The following is a 19,704-nucleotide window of genomic DNA, read 5'->3' on the forward strand; positions in this document are numbered from 1 at the left end:
TGCAAGAAAATGGGAGAATGAACGCGATGTAGTGATGATCGATCTTGACGTCAAAATCCTCATGTGAGCTGCGACGATACAATTTTCGCTGGTGTCACTGGTCTCGGCCGGTCTCGGCAACGGCTTTGCGCCGGAATGGACGAAGGACCTGCCGAACCGCAACTTCGAGCTTCGGCCGGTGCGCGGCGTCGATCTGAAGATCGGGCTTGGGGTTGCCTGGAGCAAGGAGGATCCGACCGCGTCTCGCGACGACATCATCGACATTGCCCGGTCGCTGGCGCGGCCGTTGGGCAGGAGAGGGGCGGGGACCTCTTGATGGCGTTGTTCGCCACTCCTCAATCAAGCGGAGCGGCGTGCCGGGGTAGTCGGTTCCGGTTCCCCGCCTGTGGTCGGCGCTCAAGCTGAACCTCCTGCGGAGACCCTTTGAACCGGTCAAGTCGCGCGCGAATTGGCTCTGGCTGCGTGCCGTGTCCGGCGCCTGGTGCACTCATTTTTCCGCCCTCAAAACATTACGAGGCGGCGGTGCTCCCGGATCACTCTTGCCCGTCGAGTGTCATCTCGACCATGGTCGCGCGAAAGCCTGCTGTAGCGAACAGCCGTTGAGCAGCCTCGTTCCTATGCGCTGTGGAGAGCACGATCAGGTTTGCCCCTCGCGCTTTTAACTCTGCAATGGCCGCATCGAGGAGCATCCGGCCAATGCCTTGACTGCGCTTTTCAGGCTCTACGAAAAGATCGTGAATGACGCCCGCCGGTCCTCGGAGCGCCATGTAGTTATAGCCCTCAAGTGAGGCATAGGCGTAACCGACAGTTGCCGTTCGCTGTTCGGCAAGGAGAAGCACGACACCGGGTTTTCCAAGCTGACTTCGAAGCCAGCGAGCATAGGAAAGCTCCGTATCGGTTCCCGTCGCCAGGAAGCGCTTGGGATCCCATTGATGATGAAGCGCCATCAGCAGCGATCCGTACGTGCCGAGCACAGGCGCATCCTCTTCTCGGGCGGCTCTGATCTTAGTTCTGGATGACATTTTCGCAGCACGATCTATCGACATTGTTAGTCGAGCGATGACTCCTGATGGACCCAGTCGAACAGGGTTGTATCGTAAATGAACTGCGCCGGGGTTCAACGGCCTAAGGCGAAAGCAAGCACAGCTGCCTTTCCCGCCTGAGGCTCTTCGCCGAATTAAACCCTTCGTCACTCATGGGCCGCGCCTCAGTGGTCGCACGACGTAAAGCAATCCGTTGATCTCCTCGAAGATGCTCGTATGAGCGTATAATCTAAGGAATGGGGTGTTGCCGCAGTTTAGCTGAATCGCCGATACCGCCGCAAAGATCTACACGTCGAGCCAGTGCGACGCTGTTTCAGAATGTGCAATTGATGCTTGCGAGGCCGAGAGATGCCGTCGTGCGCGTTGCAGAGATGGGCGTGCGTTCGATCGCGGTCCACGTTGAAATCGAAGACGATCTTCGAGACTTGGCTTCCATCATTCGCCACAACGGCGGCAAAACCTATGCCGCGCTCCGACATACCACCCCTGTTGTGTTTTTGAGCCACTTCTCGAAGCGATTGACGGTTGTCTGTTTCTGACGGCGCCCGCGGGTGGTGGGGCCTTCGATGTGGATGCGTTTGAGCGCCTCGCCGAGCGACCCAAGGGCCTCCACACTGTCGTTGACGGCAAGATTGGCCCTGAGCACCTCGCCCAGCTTCTGTCACTCCGTGTTGATGTCGCTGTCGTGGGGGGCGCGCTTTTTTCCGGCGGGCAAGCCGCGCAACGAGCGGCGGAATTCGCCGCTTCGCTGGCTTCGTCGCGGTCCAGCTGACCGCCTGGTGCGCACCGCGAATAGCAGGTGAGCGCGAGCAATAGCAGTTCGTTCTATAGTCATCGTTGCAATGCCGCCGAAGCTGGTCTTGGGCAAACCCGTCAGTTTCGCAATCGGTATTTGATCAGTCGATATCAAACTCGATGTGCTGCTCCAGACCGCCTCCAGTTCGATTAGAAAGGAATATCGATCCGCCATTACGCTCTATGATTTCCTTGGCGATCGCCAGTCCCAGACCAGCGCCAGGCACTGATTGCCGGCGGGCGGGGTCGACACGGAAGAAGGGCTCGAAGGCCTTGTCGAGAAGATCGGGCGGGATACCGGGTCCTCGATCGACGATCGTGATGATCGCTTTGCTGTTTTCCACCTTGAGGTCGACGCGGCAGCCGTGGCCGTGGGTGGCCGCATTGACCATGAGGTTTCTGAGTGCACGGCGCAGGCCGAGCCCGCCGGCATGCACGGAAACCTTGTCGATACGGCCCGCCTCCACTTTCAAGCCAAGAGAGGCGAGTTCCTCGACAACACCCAGGACAGCAGCGTCCAAGGCCGTGGGTTCCAGATTGCCTTCGTCGATTTCCTCGCGCACCAGGCTGATGGCACTGTCGGCGATGCGATCGAGCTCATCGAGATCCTTCACCCAATTTTCGCGCTCTTCATCGGCCAGGAATTCGGCCCGCAGCCGCATGCGGGTCATCGGCGTTCTCAAATCGTGACCCGCTGCAGCAATGAGCCGCATCCGGCTCTCCATCGCCAATTTCAGCCGCGACGAAAGCCGGTTGAGGGCGCGCGCGGTGGCGCGAACGTCGCTAGAGCCGTCTTCCGGGAGAGGGGCGAGAACGCCATCCGGTCCAACGCGTGTCACAGCCTTTTCCAGCATTGCGACCGGTCGCGTGAGCACGGCGGCAAAATAAAGCGAGACGGCGGTAGCGCCGAGCACGATCAGGCCGATCCAGCCCGACAGCACGAACCAGCGATCACGCGGCGGAGAGTAATCGGGAACATCCAGGACCAGCCATTGACCGTTCGCAAGCGGAACGGATGCCACGATGCCGGGCCTTCCCACGGCCCGCGCGACGACAGCGGTAAGTGCGCTTCCGCTTTTCTTGAAAGCTTCGTTGAGGAACTGCGTGGCTCTTTCATCCGCTTCGCCTTCGGCCGGTCGATCACGCAGATCGATTTCCGGCAGCGCCCCGCCTGTAGGTCCGCTTGGAAGCAACTCGGTGAGAAGTCGGATTTGCCGTGCCAGGGGCTCGACGGTCGCTTCGGGCGCGGGGCCGCGAATGACACTCACAACAGCGAGCGTGGCCAGCCCGACGACGCCAACGATCGAGACGATCAGCAGGATCGCAATGCGCATCCTGAGCGAGGTCATTCGGACACATCCCCGGCTTCGACGCGCACGGTCAGTTGGTAGCCGCCGTTGCGGACGGTCTTGAACAGGGGCGATCCTTCGTTGTCGCCGAGTTTGCGGCGCAGCCGGCTCATCAGGACGTCAATGGACCGGTCGAGCGGATCGCGCCCGCGCCCCTGGGTGAGATCGAGGAGCCGATCGCGTGAGAGAAGACGGCCGGGCCGCTCGACAAACACCTGGAGCAGTTCGAACTCGGCGCCGGTCAGGTCGATGTTTTCTCCTGCCGCGTTTGTCACCCGCCGCGTTTCGGGTTCCATCGTGTATCCGGCGAAATGATAGCTGCGCTTGCCCGGAGCGTCGTCCTGGCCTGTGGCCGCTCGACGCAGCACGGCACGAATGCGCGCGACGAGCTCACGCGGGTTGAACGGCTTGCCGAGATAGTCGTCCGCGCCGAGCTCGAGCCCGATGATGCGATCGACATCCTCCTTCAGGGCGGTCAACAGGATCACCGGAGTATGCGGTTTGCGATCGCGCAAGGCGCGACAGATGTCCAGGCCCGAGCCATCGGGCAGCATGACGTCGAGGACAATCAGATCGAAATGGCCCGTGGCCAGGCGCTTCTCGCATTCCGCGCGGTTGGCGGCCGCGGATACACGGAAGCCCTGGCCATCGAGATAGCGTCCAAGCAAGGTTCGGATTTCGCCGTCATCGTCGACGACAAGAATATGGGGCTCTCTCTGCATCGTCCGTGTCATTCCGTTCCTGTTGCCGGCCGTGACTATAGGGCCGAGCCGCGGGTCTCGCATGGAAATTTGCAACCGAATGTTTCCATCGATCGCCCAGCAATGTTCGGCAACAAATCTGCTGAAACGGGAAACCTTGAGACATAGGCCGAAGCACGCCGGAAATGGATGCGTTCTACCTCTCCCCTCGTCACGGACATGTGGAAAGGAAGAGCATCATGCGAAACGGATTTCGGGCGTTTGGCGCCGCATCCATCGCCGTCGTTCAGGTAGCTACCGCACAGACAGCATCGGCCGTCGAGCAGAACAGGCCTGCGGCCGCCGAAGATGCCGGCCAGACCGTAGAGCCGGCAGGGCAGGCCGACTTTATGCCACCCGGGCCGCGTCGGTTCGAGGAGCGCGCTGGCCGACAGATGCCAGGGTTGGACTTGCCGCCCGAAGCGGCGCTCGCCGCCTGCTTGGCGATCCTCGAGACGCGCATCGGTATTCGTGCCGAGCAGCTGGACGCATGGCGCGACTACACCAGCGCCCTGCAGGCACTTCTGCCGCCGCCGGATCCGCGTCGCTTCGATCCGCGCGGGCCGCGTCCGGACGCTGGCACGGCTCCTTTTGCACGTGAGGAGGCCCTTGCCGATGACGTCGCCAAGCGCGCAGAGGCCGCGCAGAAACTGAAATCGGCCATCGTGGCGCTCCGCACCACGTTGACCCCTGAACAGCAAACTATTCTCGCTTCGGCGTTTCATCCCTGGGGGCTCGGGTTCGACCCGGGAGGCAGGGGGCGCGCGCCGGAGGATGCAGCCGGTCCCGGAGGCGGCCACGAGGTGGGCCATCCCTGACGCCAGCCCCAGGCGGAAGGGCCCTCTGACCGGCGGCGCTGGCCGGTCCTCCACCTCCGTCCATAGCGGACCGGCCAGCCTTCCATTCGACGCTTCAAAAACCCGTCGATCCCCCGGGGATCGAGGCAAGCACAGGAAATTCCATGCTGTGGGACGCATTGCTGATGTTTCGCCTGATCGTCTTGGCAGCTTCTGTCACGCCGACGACCAGGATCGATCGGCGACAAAAGCCGCTGGCGTTGGACACTGACATTCTGGCTGGCGCCGTTCAGCTGATGTGAACCACCTTCACCCTGCCCAAGCGCACCACGCGAAAGCCGGACCATGACGAGAAGATTACCCATGAGAACGTCCCTTAAAAGATCTCTGCTCGTCGCGGCGGTGTTCATCCCGGTTGCGGTCGTGGCGGTGCTGAAGGCCTACGGGCGAACGAGCGAGGCGCCGGCAGAAGAACCGACCACGCCTCAGGCTTCATTGACGGTGTCCGTCGAGACGGTTCGGAAGGACACGTCCGCGACGTTCGTGACGGCAACCGGATCGGTTGAGGCCTGGCAGGAGGCGACCATCGGCGCCGAAGCGAGCGGGCTCCGGCTGGCGGACGTTTTCGTCAAGGAAGGCGATCACGTCATCACCGGCGAAATTGTTGCCCGGTTGGACAGCGCGCTGTTGGAGGCGCAGCTCGCCGAACAGCTAGCCGCGGTCGAGCAGGCACGCGCTACGCTTGAGTCCGCTCAGTCCGCGTCCGCGCGTGCGCAGAAGCTCCTGGGCAGCAAGGCAATCAGCGTCGAGAGTGCCGAGGAAAAGGAAACGACGGTCAAGACCAGTCACGCCCAACTCGCTCAGGCGGAAGCCGCTGCCGAGCGCAAGGAGGCCGAGCTGGCGCAGACCGAAATCCGGGCCCCATTTGATGGCCTCGTTTCCGAGAAACCTGCGGTCGTCGGTGCCATTGTCCAGAACGGGACCGAACTCATGAAAATCATCCGGGACGGCAGGATTGAAGTGTCAGTGCAGGTTCCCGAAAGGAACTTGCGGTCCGTCGCGATCGGACAGGCTGCGACAGTCACCGACGCGTCAGGAACGATAACCCAGGGCAGAGTTTCGTCCGTCGGGGAGAAGGTCGACGCAACCACCCGCCTCGGCACGGCTCGCGTGTCGCTCGCCGACGGTTCCGGGCTCAAACCGGGCATGTTCGCACGTGTCTCGATCGAAACGGCGGTGAGCCGCATGCCGAGCGTTGCCGAAAGCGCACTGGTCTGGCGGGACGGCACCTCGTCCGTTTTCGTTGTCGCAGATGACGGCAAAGCTGCGGCACGCGCGATCGAAACCGGCACACGCAGCAGTGGGCGAGTTACCGTCCTTTCAGGCCTGGAGGGCGGTGAACGCGTCGTCATCGCCGGGGCAGGTTTCCTGACAGACGGCAACACCGTCCGCCTCAGCCCGGCCGAGGCAGAGAACAATTCCAACGCCGCGAGCAGCGAGTCAGTCCGATGAACGCCATTTCCTCCTGGTCGATCCGCACCCCTGTTCCGACCATCGTCCTCTTTCTCTCGCTGATGATCGCCGGGCTCTACGGGTTCACGCAGCTTCGCATCAACAATCAGCCGGATATCGACTTGCCGACGGTGACGGTGACCGTGTCGCAGCCGGGCGCTGCCCCGAGCGAAATGGAGGTCCAGGTCGCGCAAGTCATCGAGAACGCCGTTGCCAGTCTCGAAGGCGTTGACGACGTTTCGACGTCGATCAGCGAGGGCTCGTCGACCACGACCGTCGAGTTCACGCTCGACACCGATCCCGAGACCGCGACCAACGACGTGCGCAACGCCGTGTCTTCGGTTCAATCGGACTTGCCGGACGGCGTCAACGAGCCTGTCGTCAGCCGCGTCAACGCGACCGGCAACTCCGTGCTGACATTCACGGTCGACGCGCCGTCCATGGCGTTGGATGAACTGAGCTGGTACATCGACAACGACGTCGCCAAGGTGATGCTTGGGGTCGACGGCGTGTCGAAAATCGAGCGTTCCGGGGGCGTTGATCGCGTGATCCGGGTCGAGCTTGATCCCGATCGGCTCGCCGCGCTCGGTATCAGTGCCGCCGATATCAGCCAGCAACTGGCCAGGATCAACGTCAATCAGCCGGGCGGCCGCGCCAATGTCGGCGGCCGGGAACAGTCGGTCAGAACCGTCGGTAGCGCGAACACGGTCGAGGCGCTCGCCGAAACGCGCGTGCCGCTTTCCAACGGCCGCGACGTGAAGCTCTCCGATCTCGGGCAGGTCGTCGACAGCTGGGAGAAGCCGCGCCAGACTGCGTTTCTCGGCGGCCGGGAAGCGGTGGCATTCAGCGTCTATCGCTCGATCGGTTCGAGCGAGCTCGACGTCGTCGAAAAGGTCCGTGCGGCGATTGCCGCGACCGACGCCCAAAACGCTGACATCACTTTCACGGAAGTGACCTCGTCCGCCGGCTTTGTCGAGGAAAGTTATGACGCCGCGCTCGAAGCCCTGTGGCTTGGGGCGCTGCTCGCAATCGGCGTCGTCTGGCTTTTCCTGCGCGATATCCGCGCCACGCTGATCTCGGCAGTCGCCATGCCGATGTCCCTAATCCCGACCTTCGCCGTGATGTGGGTCTTCGACATATCGCTGAACAACATCACGCTGCTGGCGCTCTCGCTGGTGGTGGGCATCCTCGTCGACGACGCCATTGTCGAAATCGAGAACATCGTCCGCCACATGCGCCAGACAGGCGCCAGTGCCTATCGCGCGGCGATCGAGGCAGCCGACGAGATCGGTCTTGCGGTGGTCGCGACCACGGCGACCATTGTCGCGGTCTTTCTGCCCGTGGCCTTCATGCCCGGCATCCCCGGCAAGTTCTTCCTCTCCTTTGCCGTCGCCGTCTGCGTCTCCGTGCTCTTCTCGCTCGTGGTCGCGCGAATGTTGACGCCGCTGATGGCGGCTTACCTGATGCGCGCCGGAAGCCATGTCAGCGAGGATATGCCTGCATGGGTGCCGACCTACGTCCTGTTGCTGCGCACCGCGCTCAGGCATCGCTGGATCACGCTCTTTGCAGGCGTCGCATTTTTTGCCGGTTCGATCATGCTGGCCACGCAGCTTCCGACCGAATTCATGGCAGCGACGGATCGTGGCCGGTCGGTGATTTCGGTCGAGCTGGCGCCCGGCTCGACCATCGAACAGACCACGGCCGTCGTGAAGGACATTACTGAGAGGCTTGAGGGCGACCCGGCCGTCGCCAGCGTCTTTGCCGCAGTCGGAACGGCGGCAGAGTCGGGCGGAGGCCCGAACCGCGCGTCTTCCTCCGCAGAGGTCCGCACGGCGACAGTCACGGTGAACCTCGTTGCGGCGGACGAGCGCGCCATTTCGCAGCAGGAGTTCGAAGCGCAAGCCGCACCGAGGCTTGCCGACATACCGGGAGCCCGTATTCAGTTCGGCGCCGATGGTTCGTCGGGCGCCAAGGTGTCCGTCACGCTTGCCGGCGACGATCCTGATACGCTTGAGGCAGCAAGCGATACGCTGCTCGCCCAAATGCGGTCGGTCCCCGGGCTTGCGCACCCTACATCGACCGCCACCAACACGAAGCCGGAACTGATCATCCGGCCAGACAATGCGCGCGCATCCGAGCTTGGGATTACCCCTTCCGAGATCGCCGAGACGGTGAAGGTCGCAACCATCGGCGACAACGATGCCAGCCTGCCGAAGTTCAGCCTCGGAGACCGCCAGATATCCATCGTCGTAACGCTGCCCGACGGAGCGATCGACGATCCCTCCAAGCTCGCGGTTCTGCCGCTTACCGGCACCAAGGGCACCGTGCCGCTCGGTGCGATCGCCGACATCGACTTCGATGCCGGGCCGAACACCATAAGCCGTGTCGACCGCAGTCGCAGCGTCACGATCGAAGCAGAATTGTCGGGCATCACGCTTGGCGAAGCGAGCGAGGCGATCCGAAATTTGGCGGTGATGAAATCGCTGCCGGATGGTGTCCACGAGCTGGCGCGTGGTGATACCGCCCGGATGCAGGAGCTGTTCTCGGGTTTTGCGACGGCGATCAGCGCCGGCATCCTGCTCATGTATCTGACGCTTGTTCTGTTGTTCCGCGGCTTTGTCCAGCCGGTGACGATCCTCGTCGCCCTGCCGCTCTCCGTCGGCGGCGCTCTCGGCTTCCTGCTGCTGACGGGCAAGGCGATCGGGATATCGGCGCTGATCGGGCTGCTGATGCTGATGGGCATTGCCGCCAAGAATTCAATTCTGCTTGTCGAGTATGCGCTGAAAGCCGAACAGGAGGGTGGCATGGGCCGCATCGAGGCGCTGCTCGATGCGGCGAGCAAGCGTGCGCGGCCGATCGTCATGACGTCGATCGCCATGGGTGCAGGCATGCTGCCGATTGCGCTTGGAATCGGCGCCGATGCGGAAACACGCGCACCGATGGCCATCGCCGTCATAGGCGGGCTGCTGTCGTCAACGGTCCTCAGTCTGGTTTACGTGCCTGTCGTCTACACGTTCCTCGACGACATCCAGCGCGTTCTCGGCCGACACCTCGGTAAGCTTCTGCCGGAAGAAACCGAGCCGTCTGCTGCGAAAGCACGGGAGAGCTGATCCGTGCGCCATCTCTCAATCGCGTTGGGGGCGGTCTGCCTCCTCGGCGGCTGCGCCGCCGTTGGCCCTGATTACACCACGCCAAAACTCGCACTGGTCACCGGCTACGCGGAAGCGGCGTCAAAAGGCTCCCGGGTCGTGCCTGAGACACGCTGGTGGGAGGGACTGAATGATCCCCTGCTAAACCGGCTGATCGCGGAAGGGCAGATCTCGAACCTGACAGTGGCACAGGCTTCGCAACGAGTCCGAGAAGCGGAGGCGGACGCCAGGGCGACCGGAGCTGAAGGTTCGCCCGATATCGACGGTTCGGTTTTGTCGGAAGCGACGAAGACGGGCGGCCAGTCGTTGTCGACGACCGCGACCGGAGAGTTGGCCAGCGGCTGGGAGATCGATCTTTTCGGCAAGTATCGGCGCAGCCGCGAAAGCGCGCGAGCCACGGTTCAAGCGGCGCGGGAGGATCTGAGCGCAGCGCGCCTCACTCTGCTCGGCGATATCGCCACTGCCTATGTGGAAGCGCGCGGATACCAAAATCGCCTTGACGTGGCGCGCCGAGCGCTCGCCGGAAAACGAGAGGCGGTCAGTGTCGTGCAGGCTCAGCTTCAAGCCGGCGGAGCCACCAACCTGGACGTCTCCCAGGCGGTCGGCGGGGCTGCCTCGACGGAGGCGAACATCCCCGCGCTTGAAACCTCGCTGCACGCATCCCTCAATCGGCTGGCAACGCTGCTCGATCGTCCGGTTGCAACGATTCGCGCCGAGATCGCAAAGGGCAGGGGAGTGCCGTTGCCACGACAGGGCATCTCGGCCGGCCTGCCGGCGGATCTTCTGCGCAATCGGCCAGATATTCGTCGCGCAGAGAGAAACTTGGCGGCCGCAGTCGCCGATATCGGCGTGCGCGAAGCGGACCTCTATCCGAGCCTGTCGCTTTCCGGATCGATCACCATTTCGGCTGAACGCGTCGCCGGCCTCGCGACTGATGGCGGAGGCTGGGCGCTCGGCCCGTCTCTGAGCGTGCCGGTGTTCGATTCCGGTCGGCGCAAGGCCCTCGTTGACGTCGAGCGTTCGCAGGCACGCGAGCAATATCTCGCCTATCGCGAAACGGTAGCGAGTGCGGTGGAGGAGGTGGAGAACGCGCTTGTCAGCTATAGTCGTGAGCGACAGCGACAGGTGGCATTGCGCCGGAGCGTTGTCGCCTACAGGCAGGCCGTCGCGCAGTCGAGCGAGCTGTACAAGTCCGGCGCTGCAGACTTCCTCGACCTGCTGGACGCGCAAGACGATCTCTACTCGGCGGAAGATAAGCTTGTGCAGAGCGAGGTGGCGATTGCAACGACCCACATCACGATCTGTGAGACGCTCGGTGGGGGATGGGCGGTCACAAGTCTAGCCGATAAGTCGAATTCAGGAAGTTGAGATGCGGCCGTTGCTCGTTCCGCCCGTTGGTTCGTGGCGGTTGTGTCGATCGGAGGTCCCTCACCGTATGCTCGCGCGATTCGCTGCCGTCACCGGCAAAAATCTGATCGTCGCCGTCGCCACCTTCGACACGGTCATCACCGGCACCAGTATGGACGTTGATCAGACTGAACCCAGTGGCAATGATCCTGTCATTGCCACTGCCTGTCGTGAGATTAAGCTGCTCGATATCGGTGAAATATAGATGGTTCTCTGCCATGGACAAATCGCCGAAGGCTGCGTGGCCGTTCATTCCATTGAACAGAAATCCATCGGACCTTCCGGAATAATCGCCGACAAGGGTGTCGACGCCCGTTCCGCCGCGCGAAGCGCCGCAGACGCCCGTGAACGATAACCGATCATTGCCGTCGCCGCCGGTGAGCTCGTCAAAGCCACTCGAACTTGCCAGCACATCGTCGCCCGCTCCGCCATCGACAAGATCGTCGCCGGCGCCGCCATCGACGACATCATTGCCGCCAAGGCTCCAGATCCGGTCATCCTCGTCCGTACCGGTCAGAGTATCGTCCGCAGCAGTCCCGACAAATTTTGCCATGACAATGCGCTCCAATTGGAAGGTGTAGGTACATATATGAATCTTCAATGGCAATAAAGTTATTTTTACTACTTTAATACTAGTTCAAATTTCACGATAAACTAAAAATATACTAATTATATTTTCGCTTGACGGTGGCGTTTTGCGGAGCGCACGTGACCTGTACGCTGACGAAACGCTTACAGGATTTGATATCGCTTGGCAGTTAGAGGGGGCTCTCAATTCGTGTTGTGATCGAGAATATGGGCGGGCAGCATCCTGGCTCTAAGGATTTCAGCGCCGGCTCGGCCGTACACGACGGCTTTTGGGAAGAGCGGCAACGGACGGCGCCGCACTGGCAGCTGCCGGAATGGGACTCAGCCATCACGCCACGATACCGCCCATGAGGTGGTATCGTGATCGGGGTGCTGGTTGCTGCTCTCCTTGATTGCCGCGGCCCAGCCGGCGCCGTTGTTTTCGGTCGTACCGGTATTTTCGATGCCCGTGATCGTATCGAACCATGCCACCATGTTCTCGGTGCAGGTATTGGCAAGCGGCGAGAAGGCGTTCGGATCGTCAAGCGAACCGATCATCAGGTTGGTGCGACCGTTTTTGAGGTGGTGGAAAAACAATGGCGTGCCGCAATTGGCGCAGAAGCCGCGCTCGACAAGCTCCGAGCTCTTCCAGACGCTCGGCTTGCCGCGTGTCCAGGTGAGTGCATCATCGGGCGCGGCGACGAGCGCGGCAAAGATGTTGCCCGAGGCTTTCTGGCACATGCGGCAATGGCAGAGGTGCGAATTGTCGAGCATAGCGGTTGCGTGGTAGCGCACGCCACCGCACTGGCAGCCGCCGCTCACCTCCATCTCGATGCGTTCCATTTTTTTCCTCCTTCAAGAGGCGGGTTGGGCTTAATCTCTTTTAGGTTTTCGCCTTTTGATCGTCCAGCCTCTCAGAGCGGATCCATTTCTGATGTTAGTGAGCGTGGTTTGCCAACCCAAATGAAATGGACCCGAAAACACCTTCTTGACCGTCTGCCCATAAACATCGGCTTCAACCGCCGGTTAGGCGGTAGCTGAAGCTCGCAGAGATTGTTCGGTGGGTCTGCAGCCGCAAGCGAGAATTCCGGCGTCCGCGCTCTCCTGAATGGAGCGGGATGTGGCGATGACGCGATAGTTGCGATCGCGACCTTCTGTACGTTGCTCATGGATGTGATCCTTCTTCGATTGCAACGGGCGTTTCGCGGCCCGTCCTCCGCCCTCGGCGTTGGTGCAATCAGATTTAGACCCATCCGATGAGTGGGGGAGTTGACGGCAAGCGGCGGTCAATCAACCGGCAAACGGCATAATTAGCGGAGCGTACCGGCTTCCGTCGCCATGCGCGCGAATTCGGTTCGCAGACGCGGCAGGGCGTAGTCGGCAAAGGCCCGGACCTTCGGAACCGACATGCGGCCTTGCGGCGCAAGAAGATGAACCGGCATCGGCGGGTGTTCGGCATCGGCCAGAACGATCTGCAGCCGCCCGTCTCTCACGTGGCTGGCGACATGGTAGGAATAGAGCCGGACGAGGCCGGTGCCCGCCAAGGCGGAATCGACCGCGACACGCACGCTGTTGACGACGTATCGCGGCGTGAACTGCACCGTGCGGGGAACCAGCGAGCCCTCGGCTGGCGTGAACGTCCAGGAATCGAGGCCGAAATTGGTGAAGGCGATGATCTGTTGCTTGGCAAGGTCGAGCGGCTCGTCGATCCTTGGGTGGTTGGCGAGATAGCGTGGCGAGGCGACGACGACGCGCCTGATATCGCCGCCGATGCGGGTCGAAATCAGCGACGAGTCGGCGAGGTGGCCGATGCGCAGTGCGATATCGACGCCTTCATCGATAAGGTTCACGAAGCGGTCGAGCAGCAGCAGCCGGACTGAAACTGCCGGGTAGCGATTGAGAAAGTCATCGAGGATCGGGCGCAGGATTTCTTCGCCGACGATGGGCGGGGCGGAGATCGTCAGCGTGCCGCGGGGTGCCGCCCGCTCGCCGCCCGCGAGTATGTCGGCCTCCTCGAGATCGATCAGCACCCGCCGGCAGGCAGCGGCATAGCGCTGGCCGGCTTCACTGAGCTTCAGCGACCGGGTGGTTCGATGCAGGAGTTCGACGCCGACATGCGCCTCGAGCAGGTTTAGGGCGCGACTGATGGCGGTTGGCGATCGCTTCAGCTTCCGTGCCGCTGCCGCGAGGCTGCCTTCGTCGACAGCGGTCACGAAGACTTTCATCGCATCGATACGATCCATTCTGCCGACTTTCGCATGAGTTGCCGTCAATCAGCAAGAATTCGCCTGCAAAGCGGCGGATGTAAAGGGGGCCACAGCGCGCACCGGCGAGCGCTGCACCTCCCGGACTACGCTGGAAAAAGGCGGGCGATCAAATCGGACGCCGGGCCCTGCCAAAGGTCGCCACTGCCGGTACCTGACCATAGGGACAGAAAGTCTGGCGAACCCTTGGCCGTGGACGCTGCCCTGATGTCGCGGGTGAATTTGTTCTGGGCCGGAAACGGCATCACGGCGCCGGCATCGACCTCGTTCATGAAGCGGTTTTCGACGCCGCGGGCAAACCGTCCGGAAAAGGCACGGGTCGTTCGCGTGTTCCGCTCGGCGCCCCCGAGCGCCGCGCGATAGGGCGCCGATGTCCCGGCTTCGGATGTCGCAAGGAAAGCCGTGCCCATCTGCACGGCGCTGGCGCCTCTTGCAAGGATGGACCGGATATCGGAAGCCGTCATGATCGCGCCCGCGGCGATGAGCGGCACCTTGACCTTCTTGAGGCTTCGGGCGAGCAGGTCTTCAAGGCCGATTTCGCCGTCCTCGGCGGACGGATCGAAGATGCCGCGATGGCCGCCGGCCTCGTATCCCTGGAGCGTGATGGCATCGACGCCGCTGTCTTCGAGCGCCAGGGCTTCCTCGGGTGTCGTTGCCGTGCCGATGATCAGCATTCCCGCTTTGCGGGCAGCGCGCATGTGCTCGGCGGAGAGAACGCCGAAGACGAAGCTGAGGACGGCGGGCCTTGCCCGCAGCACCGCCTCGAACTGCCGATCGAAATCCTCTTCGTAGGGCGCTGCGAATTCTGGTGCTGGAAGGCCGAGTTCTGCACGGTATTTCGCCGTCGCGCTGATGGCGCGTTCGAGCGTTGCGGCGTCGACCTCCGGCTGGGGATGCTGGATGAAGAGGTTGATGGCGAAGGGGCGATCCGTGTGGGCGCGAACATTCTGGGCGAACTCTTCGATTGCCGCAGGGCTCGAATAGGCGGCGCCGATCGAGCCCAGCGCTCCGGCAGAAGAAGAGGCCGCCACGAGCGCCGGCGATGAGGGCCCCCCGGCCATCGGCGCGACGATCAGGGGATGTCTCAGGCCGAGTTTCGCAAGGGTGCCCTGCATGTTCCATGTCCTTACTGCGTGTTGCGTGCCATCCGGCAGTGCTGCAGATTTAGGGTGAGGGGTGGCGGACGCAAGGGGTGGCGCGACCGCCCGCCCGAATATCCTGTGGGCCGATCAAGGCAAACGCTGCCGGATCACGGTGGCCCCCGGATTGGCGATCGCGCGACGATGGTTGCAGCACGGTCGCTTGACTGGCACTGTTGTTCGAGACGTACCCGAGAGGCCTTCGATGTCGCGACAGACGGACGAACAGGAAACACTTCCGAGCCTTGTCGAACACTATCGGCCCGTGCAGCTGAAGGCCGTGCTCGCCGCCTGCGCGGTGAAGTACCGCGCGCCACCGCCACTGCCAGCGGAGGAGCGGTCTTACGGATCGCAATTGCCGGAAGGATTTCACCTGCCGCAATCCGTCTACGACGACTGAGCGCCGGTAGCGCGCTCAGGTCGTTGCCAGCGTCCAGGCCATGCCGGCGAGCGCGCAGGCAAGCAGCGTGGTTATGACCGACGCATTGAAGCGGAAGATCGCCACGCCGGCCGCCAGCGTCAACAGCAGCGACGGCAGCACGAGCGACCCTAGAACCGGGATGTCGAGCGCCAACGGTCCGAGCGTCCAGGGGGCGACTTCGGCAAACAGCGTGTGCAGGCCAAACCAGACGGCAAGGTTGAGGATGACCCCGACGACGGCGGCGGTGATCGCCGACATGGCGCCGGTCAGCGCGACATTGTTGCGCAGCCGCTCGATGAAGGGCGCGCCCAGGAAGATCCAGAGAAAGCAGGGAACAAAGGTGACCCAGGTCGTCAGCAGCGCTCCGAGGGTCGCGGCCGCCATGGGCGCGAGCGCACCCGGATCGCGATAGGCGCCCATGAAGCCGACGAACTGCACGACCATGATCAGCGGCCCGGGTGTCGTCTCGGCCATGCCGAGCCCGTCGAGCATCTCGCCGGGCTTCAGCCAGCCGTAGTGCTGCACCGCTTCTTGGGCGACATAGGCAAGTACGGCATAGGCGCCACCGAAGGTGACCACCGCCATCTGGCTGAAGAACAGGCCGATCTGGCTGAAGACGTTGCCCGTGCCGAGGGTGGCGACAAGCAGCGCCAGCGGTACCAGCCACAGGACGAGCAGGATCGCCGAGACCCGCAGCGACCAGGCGAGATTCGGGCGTGCATGCGCGGGGATTTCCTCGCCGAGCGCGGAGTCTTCGTCCTTGAGGATCGGACCCGTGCCGGCCTTGTGCCCGCCACCGATGCGAAAGAACAGCGAGCCGGAGCGGGCGCCGATATAGCCGAGCACGCCGGCCGCCAGGATGATGAGCGGGAAGGGGACCCGGAAAACGAAGATGGCGATGAAGGCGGCCGCGGCAATGCCGATCATCACCTTGTTCTTCAGTGCCCGTCCACCGATGCGGAAAACGGCCTGGACGACGACCGCAAGCACCGCGGCCTTCAGGCCGAAGAACAGGCCCTCGACGACGGTGACGTTGCCAAAGGCGGCATAGATGTAGCTCAAGCCGAGGATTGCCAGGAACCCCGGAAGCACGAAGAGGATGCCGGCAACGAGACCGCCGGCGGTGCGGTGCAGCAGCCAGCCGATGTAGACGGCAAGCTGCTGCGCCTCGGGTCCCGGCAGCAGCATGCAGTAGTTGAGCGCATGCAGGAAACGGTGTTCGCCGATCCAGCGCTTTTCATCGACGAGGATGCGGTGCATGACCGCGATCTGTCCGGCCGGCCCGCCGAAGCTCAGCGCCGCGATCCGCGCCCAGACCCGAACCGCTTCACCGAAGGGAATGCCGTGACTTTCCCGTTGCCGCGCCGGTTTCGGCGCGGCCTTGTCTGCAATGTCGGTCATGTCAGGCGTCCTTCTTGGGCGAGGGCCAGTTGTGGGTCTCGTTGGTCGCATCCCGGCACCAGCGGTAGAAGGCGTCGTAGAGCAGCATGCCCGCTTCCAGTTGCTCGAGGTCGTCGGCATACATGCGCGAGAGGCCGAGAGAGGCCGCAAGCAGGCCGGATGCCTCCGGTGCAAGTTCGAGGCGGGCGGTATCGGCGGCGCGAACGATGGTTGCGAGCCGCAGCAGCGGGGCCGTGGCAAGCCTGAATTCCTCGACCATCACATCAAAGGTGCAGAGTTCGCCGCGATGGCTCCAGCGGATCGGGGCATCGATGTCGAAGGGCGTCGCGCCGAAGCGCTCGCCGACCATCTCGACCTCTGACGGCGCCACATACAGGAAGACCGCCTCCGGGTCGACGAAGCGACGGATCAGCCATGGGCAGGCAATGCGGTCGATCTTCGGTCGCGCCCGCGTCACCCAGACGGTCTGTCCATGGGCGTTCCGTTCCGGTATCGCCGAAGACGGAACAGTGGGATTGTTGCCTTCGACCCACGCCTCGAAGCCGCCTTCGAGCACATCGGCAGAAATGCCGGCGTTACGCAGCCAGGCGGCAACGCCGTGGCTGAGCTTCTTGCCCTGCTGGCAGATGATGATCGCCGAAGCCTTGTCGATGCCATCCATCCAGTCCTGCACGGTGCGGTAGTTCCGCCGAAAAGAACCCGGGACGAGACGCGGATCGGCGTCGAAGTCCTCATCGACGCGAACATCGATCAGCGCGGGACAGTTGGGCGTGCCGATAAGGCGGGCGAGTTTTTCCGAGGATATTTCGAGATATGACGACATGACGCGTCCTCCGGATGAGCGGTTCTATGGACGCGATGCTTCGGCTGGCGCCTCATGGGGTGATCGCACCCCCATACGCAAAGTTTGCCGCCGTTCCCCGCAAGCTGTCAAGCCACGCTTCGTCGGCGACCTTACGGGTATGACGGGATAGCGCCGAGGCATGATTGCCGGACAAGCTAGCGGAGGATTGTTACAGGTCTTTGGCGGCCGGTGTCGGCAACCGAAAAGAATGCGACCTGAGTGCCGAATGCCACACTCAGGTCGCGGAGGACGGCATTCGGGCTATTTGCCGGCCTCCTTGGCCGCGGCCGCGATGACCACGGCGACCTTCTCCGGCTGCGAGGCAAAGACGGCGTGGCTTGCCTTGATTTCGCTCACCTGACTGCCGGCGCGCTTGGCCATGTCGCGCTCGAGATCCGGATTGATGGCGCGATCCTCGGTCGCAACGATCGCCCAGCTCTTCTTCGTGCGCCAGGCCGGGTCGCCGACCCTGGTGCCGAAAATATCCTTGGCGGCAAGGACCTGCGATTTCGCGGCAAAGGCGGCCTCCTGTGCGGGCAAATCGGCGGCGAAGTCGGCCGGAAATGCCTTGGGATCGAGGTAGAGATACTTTCCGTCGGCGGTTTCCCGGATGCTCACGGCGGCCGCTGGCTTCGATCCGGCGAGCGTCGCCAGGTTTTCACCCTTGTCGGGCTGGAACGCCGCCACGTAGACCAGTCCCTCGACCTTGCGATGATGGCCGGCCTCGCTGATCACCATGCCGCCATAGCTGTGTCCGACGAGCAGGGTCGGACCATCCTGCAGGTCGAGAATGCTGTTCGTCGCCTCGATGTCCGCGGCGAGTGACGTCAGGGGTTCCTGGACGACGGTCACTTTGAAGCCGCGGCGCGTCAGGATGTCGGACGCCTGCCGCCAGCCTGAGCCATCGGCGAAAGCGCCGTGGACGATGACGATGTTCTTGATCTCGGCGGCTTGCGCGGCAAAGGCGACCGCGCTTGTCGCGAAGGCAAGGGCGAAGGTGGAGAGAATCCGGCGGCGCATGTGATCGGTCCTTCTTCGGTTTTGTGAACGGATGATCACAGTCTCGGAGGCCGACGTATCCCGGTTATGTCCGCCGTCGCGTGCGAATGTACCGCAGTGTAGCGCGAGGCTGGCTGCTCATGATTGAACGGTTGCGGCGCGGCACTCGGCCCGGCACGGTCGATCGACCACGGGAGGGGCGATGATCCGTGGTTCCTGGTCGATCGCCGGAGGGGAGGGTCCCTATCGTTCCACGAGGATCACGATCGATTCCGGTACGACCCCGTCATAGGTCATCGCATCGGCCGCCGCCTGGCTCTGCATGGCCTTGGACAGGGCGTCCATATCCGGAACGTCCATGAGAATGGCCACGCGGCTCGGGTCTTGTGGATCGACGAAGGTTCGAATGTTCGTCACGCCGAGCGTGCCGAAGAGTTCCTTGCGCTTCGGCGACGTCAGCCAATGCTCAGCAGCTTTGGTGATGTTGTGATGGGCGATGATGGTTGGCATTGCATCCTCCCTGTCATGGCGCGGACGCGGGGCGCGTCGAACTTTCCGCCGGTATCCGCGTTTTTTTACGGAACTGTCTGGCGCGCAGGCTGTCAATTAGCCCGTCGGAGCTAGAGCATGTCGCGCAAAGGTGCGCCGCGGTCTTGCGAGGACGTCATGCGACAAATCAATAACTTAAAGCGCACGGAGCGAAAGGTCGCGATGCGCTCTGGGGTGGATGCGGCAATCCGGGCGGTGCCCGCTTTCATAGATCGGAGGAAGATACCCATGCCAAAATTCGTCACCATCGGATATGGCGACCGCGCCGGCTATGAGCGGACGGGGCGGGCCGTTCGCGATGCGGCACATGCGCATGACGCAGAGCTTCTGGCCGGGGGAGCGGTGATGGGGATCGCCGGCACGCCGGTGCAGGTGCGCAACCCGGACGGGGTGCGCATCGAAACGAAGGATGGCCCGTTCCTGTCATCGGTGCTGCCGGTGGCCGGATTCGCCGTCATCGAAGCCGCCGATCTTGCGGAAGCGATCGACGTGGTCTCGCGCAGCCCCTGCGCGGTAGCGCACGGGGTCGTCGAAGTCTGGCCCCTCGAAACGCCTTAAGGAGCCGCCCACGATACCTGAGCGGCGAGCAGGGATTCGGCCTCATCGGCCGTTTGCCGGTGTGGCTCCGTGGCTTCGGCGGGCGCGAACTTCGTCTCCGGCCGCCCTTCCCTGAAGAGCTTCCACTTTGTCGGGCGGAAGGCGATGCGGCTGTGGTCGCCGGCGGCGGC

19 protein-coding genes and 1 pseudogene are annotated in these 19,704 nt (G+C 63.0%); 9 read left to right on the forward strand and 11 right to left on the reverse strand.

Features of this window, described 5'->3' with window-relative positions; translation table 11 throughout:
- Positions 1 to 51: 51 nt before the first annotated feature.
- Positions 52 to 316: pseudogene (locus C1A35_RS34955) on the forward strand (LysR substrate-binding domain-containing protein); the annotation flags it as partial.
- A 217-nt stretch (positions 317 to 533) separates the two neighbouring features.
- Here the strand turns inward: C1A35_RS34955 and C1A35_RS34960 are convergent.
- Entirely contained in the window at positions 534 to 974 is a 441-nt protein-coding gene (locus C1A35_RS34960) for a GNAT family N-acetyltransferase (protein ID WP_234823126.1), read from the reverse strand.
- 305 nt (positions 975 to 1,279) lie between these two features.
- On the opposite strand from C1A35_RS34960, the gene C1A35_RS37170 reads away from it, so the two are divergent.
- On the forward strand, positions 1,280 to 1,582 hold the full coding sequence (locus C1A35_RS37170; RefSeq protein WP_104668819.1) for a hypothetical protein: 303 nt from the start codon (positions 1,280 to 1,282) through the stop codon (positions 1,580 to 1,582).
- Positions 1,583 to 1,939: 357 nt separating this feature from the next.
- On the opposite strand, the gene C1A35_RS34970 is transcribed toward C1A35_RS37170, so the two are convergent.
- Complete coding sequence (locus C1A35_RS34970; RefSeq protein ID WP_337442013.1) at positions 1,940 to 3,172, reverse strand: ATP-binding protein; 1,233 nt, start codon at positions 3,170 to 3,172, stop codon at positions 1,940 to 1,942.
- Between the two features lie 11 nt (positions 3,173 to 3,183).
- A complete protein-coding gene (locus C1A35_RS34975) occupies positions 3,184 to 3,909 on the reverse strand; it encodes a response regulator (RefSeq protein ID WP_104668821.1) in 726 nt (241 codons plus the stop codon).
- Between the two features lie 218 nt (positions 3,910 to 4,127).
- Between C1A35_RS34975 and C1A35_RS34980 the strand changes: the two genes are divergently transcribed.
- The 5 genes from C1A35_RS34980 to C1A35_RS34995 all read left to right on the forward strand — a co-directional run bounded on the left by C1A35_RS34980 (position 4,128) and on the right by C1A35_RS34995 (position 10,753).
- Positions 4,128 to 4,745, forward strand: coding sequence for a Spy/CpxP family protein refolding chaperone (locus tag C1A35_RS34980; protein WP_104668834.1), 618 nt, complete (start codon positions 4,128 to 4,130; stop codon positions 4,743 to 4,745).
- Between the two features lie 143 nt (positions 4,746 to 4,888).
- The gene (locus tag C1A35_RS36275) at positions 4,889 to 5,026 is read left to right on the forward strand and encodes a hypothetical protein (protein ID WP_158665279.1); all 138 of its coding nucleotides are present in this window, start codon (positions 4,889 to 4,891) and stop codon (positions 5,024 to 5,026) included.
- Between the two features lie 61 nt (positions 5,027 to 5,087).
- Positions 5,088 to 6,236 carry an efflux RND transporter periplasmic adaptor subunit gene (locus C1A35_RS34985; RefSeq protein WP_158665280.1) on the forward strand — a complete coding sequence of 383 codons (1,149 nt, stop codon included), beginning with the start codon at positions 5,088 to 5,090 and terminating at the stop codon, positions 6,234 to 6,236.
- The gene (locus tag C1A35_RS34990; protein WP_104668823.1) at positions 6,233 to 9,346 is read left to right on the forward strand and encodes an efflux RND transporter permease subunit; all 3,114 of its coding nucleotides are present in this window, start codon (positions 6,233 to 6,235) and stop codon (positions 9,344 to 9,346) included. Before C1A35_RS34985 ends, C1A35_RS34990 begins: the two co-directional genes overlap by 4 nt.
- A 3-nt stretch (positions 9,347 to 9,349) precedes the next feature.
- Positions 9,350 to 10,753 carry an efflux transporter outer membrane subunit gene (locus C1A35_RS34995; protein ID WP_104668824.1) on the forward strand — a complete coding sequence of 468 codons (1,404 nt, stop codon included), beginning with the start codon at positions 9,350 to 9,352 and terminating at the stop codon, positions 10,751 to 10,753.
- Here C1A35_RS34995 and C1A35_RS35000 read toward each other — a convergent pair.
- The 4 genes from C1A35_RS35000 to C1A35_RS35015 form a co-directional block, all read right to left on the reverse strand.
- Positions 10,716 to 11,345 carry a calcium-binding protein gene (locus C1A35_RS35000; protein WP_158665281.1) on the reverse strand — a complete coding sequence of 210 codons (630 nt, stop codon included), beginning with the start codon at positions 11,343 to 11,345 and terminating at the stop codon, positions 10,716 to 10,718. The genes C1A35_RS34995 and C1A35_RS35000 overlap by 38 nt on opposite strands.
- Before the next feature lie 356 nt (positions 11,346 to 11,701).
- Positions 11,702 to 12,202 (reverse strand): GFA family protein, encoded by a 501-nt coding sequence (locus C1A35_RS35005; RefSeq protein WP_104668825.1) that lies wholly within the window; start codon positions 12,200 to 12,202, stop codon positions 11,702 to 11,704.
- A 467-nt stretch (positions 12,203 to 12,669) separates the two neighbouring features.
- Positions 12,670 to 13,602, reverse strand: a complete 933-nt coding sequence (locus tag C1A35_RS35010; RefSeq protein ID WP_104668826.1) for a LysR family transcriptional regulator — start codon at positions 13,600 to 13,602, stop codon at positions 12,670 to 12,672.
- A gap of 107 nt (positions 13,603 to 13,709) precedes the next feature.
- The gene (locus C1A35_RS35015) at positions 13,710 to 14,738 is read right to left on the reverse strand and encodes an NAD(P)H-dependent flavin oxidoreductase (RefSeq protein WP_104668827.1); all 1,029 of its coding nucleotides are present in this window, start codon (positions 14,736 to 14,738) and stop codon (positions 13,710 to 13,712) included.
- A 229-nt stretch (positions 14,739 to 14,967) separates the two neighbouring features.
- On the opposite strand from C1A35_RS35015, the gene C1A35_RS35020 reads away from it, so the two are divergent.
- The gene (locus tag C1A35_RS35020; RefSeq protein ID WP_104668828.1) at positions 14,968 to 15,162 is read left to right on the forward strand and encodes a hypothetical protein; all 195 of its coding nucleotides are present in this window, start codon (positions 14,968 to 14,970) and stop codon (positions 15,160 to 15,162) included.
- Positions 15,163 to 15,177: 15 nt separating this feature from the next.
- Here C1A35_RS35020 and chrA read toward each other — a convergent pair whose 3' ends face one another.
- The 4 genes from chrA to C1A35_RS35040 all read right to left on the reverse strand — a co-directional run bounded on the left by chrA (position 15,178) and on the right by C1A35_RS35040 (position 18,937).
- Positions 15,178 to 16,584 (reverse strand): chromate efflux transporter, encoded by a 1,407-nt coding sequence (gene chrA, locus C1A35_RS35025; RefSeq protein ID WP_104668829.1) that lies wholly within the window; start codon positions 16,582 to 16,584, stop codon positions 15,178 to 15,180.
- A gap of 1 nt (position 16,585) precedes the next feature.
- Positions 16,586 to 17,407, reverse strand: coding sequence for a chromate resistance protein ChrB domain-containing protein (locus tag C1A35_RS35030; RefSeq protein WP_104668830.1), 822 nt, complete (start codon positions 17,405 to 17,407; stop codon positions 16,586 to 16,588).
- A gap of 282 nt (positions 17,408 to 17,689) precedes the next feature.
- Positions 17,690 to 18,448 carry an alpha/beta hydrolase gene (locus C1A35_RS35035; protein WP_104668831.1) on the reverse strand — a complete coding sequence of 253 codons (759 nt, stop codon included), beginning with the start codon at positions 18,446 to 18,448 and terminating at the stop codon, positions 17,690 to 17,692.
- Between the two features lie 222 nt (positions 18,449 to 18,670).
- The gene (locus tag C1A35_RS35040; protein WP_104668832.1) at positions 18,671 to 18,937 is read right to left on the reverse strand and encodes a hypothetical protein; all 267 of its coding nucleotides are present in this window, start codon (positions 18,935 to 18,937) and stop codon (positions 18,671 to 18,673) included.
- Positions 18,938 to 19,204: 267 nt separating this feature from the next.
- On the opposite strand from C1A35_RS35040, the gene C1A35_RS35045 reads away from it, so the two are divergent.
- A complete protein-coding gene (locus tag C1A35_RS35045) occupies positions 19,205 to 19,534 on the forward strand; it encodes a YciI family protein (RefSeq protein WP_104668833.1) in 330 nt (109 codons plus the stop codon).
- Positions 19,535 to 19,704 lie beyond the last annotated feature (170 nt).

The sequence above is a fragment of the Ensifer adhaerens genome, assembly GCF_002940685.1.
Lineage (GTDB): Bacteria > Pseudomonadota > Alphaproteobacteria > Rhizobiales > Rhizobiaceae > Ensifer > Ensifer adhaerens_E.

Coding starts and splice junctions, on each gene's coding strand:
- C1A35_RS37170 (WP_104668819.1), top strand. CDS start 1,280: ATGGGGTGTTGCCGCAGTTTAGCTGAATCGCCGATACCGCCGCAAAGA.
- C1A35_RS34970 (WP_337442013.1), bottom strand. CDS start 3,172: ATGCGCATTGCGATCCTGCTGATCGTCTCGATCGTTGGCGTCGTCGGG.
- C1A35_RS34975 (WP_104668821.1), bottom strand. CDS start 3,909: ATGCAGAGAGAGCCCCATATTCTTGTCGTCGACGATGACGGCGAAATC.
- C1A35_RS34980 (WP_104668834.1), top strand. CDS start 4,128: ATGCGAAACGGATTTCGGGCGTTTGGCGCCGCATCCATCGCCGTCGTT.
- C1A35_RS36275 (WP_158665279.1), top strand. CDS start 4,889: ATGCTGTGGGACGCATTGCTGATGTTTCGCCTGATCGTCTTGGCAGCT.
- C1A35_RS34985 (WP_158665280.1), top strand. CDS start 5,088: ATGAGAACGTCCCTTAAAAGATCTCTGCTCGTCGCGGCGGTGTTCATC.
- C1A35_RS34990 (WP_104668823.1), top strand. CDS start 6,233: ATGAACGCCATTTCCTCCTGGTCGATCCGCACCCCTGTTCCGACCATC.
- C1A35_RS35000 (WP_158665281.1), bottom strand. CDS start 11,345: ATGGCAAAATTTGTCGGGACTGCTGCGGACGATACTCTGACCGGTACG.
- C1A35_RS35005 (WP_104668825.1), bottom strand. CDS start 12,202: ATGGAACGCATCGAGATGGAGGTGAGCGGCGGCTGCCAGTGCGGTGGC.
- C1A35_RS35010 (WP_104668826.1), bottom strand. CDS start 13,602: ATGGATCGTATCGATGCGATGAAAGTCTTCGTGACCGCTGTCGACGAA.
- C1A35_RS35015 (WP_104668827.1), bottom strand. CDS start 14,738: ATGCAGGGCACCCTTGCGAAACTCGGCCTGAGACATCCCCTGATCGTC.
- C1A35_RS35020 (WP_104668828.1), top strand. CDS start 14,968: ATGTCGCGACAGACGGACGAACAGGAAACACTTCCGAGCCTTGTCGAA.
- chrA (WP_104668829.1), bottom strand. CDS start 16,584: ATGACCGACATTGCAGACAAGGCCGCGCCGAAACCGGCGCGGCAACGG.
- C1A35_RS35030 (WP_104668830.1), bottom strand. CDS start 17,407: ATGTCGTCATATCTCGAAATATCCTCGGAAAAACTCGCCCGCCTTATC.
- C1A35_RS35035 (WP_104668831.1), bottom strand. CDS start 18,448: ATGCGCCGCCGGATTCTCTCCACCTTCGCCCTTGCCTTCGCGACAAGC.
- C1A35_RS35040 (WP_104668832.1), bottom strand. CDS start 18,937: ATGCCAACCATCATCGCCCATCACAACATCACCAAAGCTGCTGAGCAT.
- C1A35_RS35045 (WP_104668833.1), top strand. CDS start 19,205: ATGCCAAAATTCGTCACCATCGGATATGGCGACCGCGCCGGCTATGAG.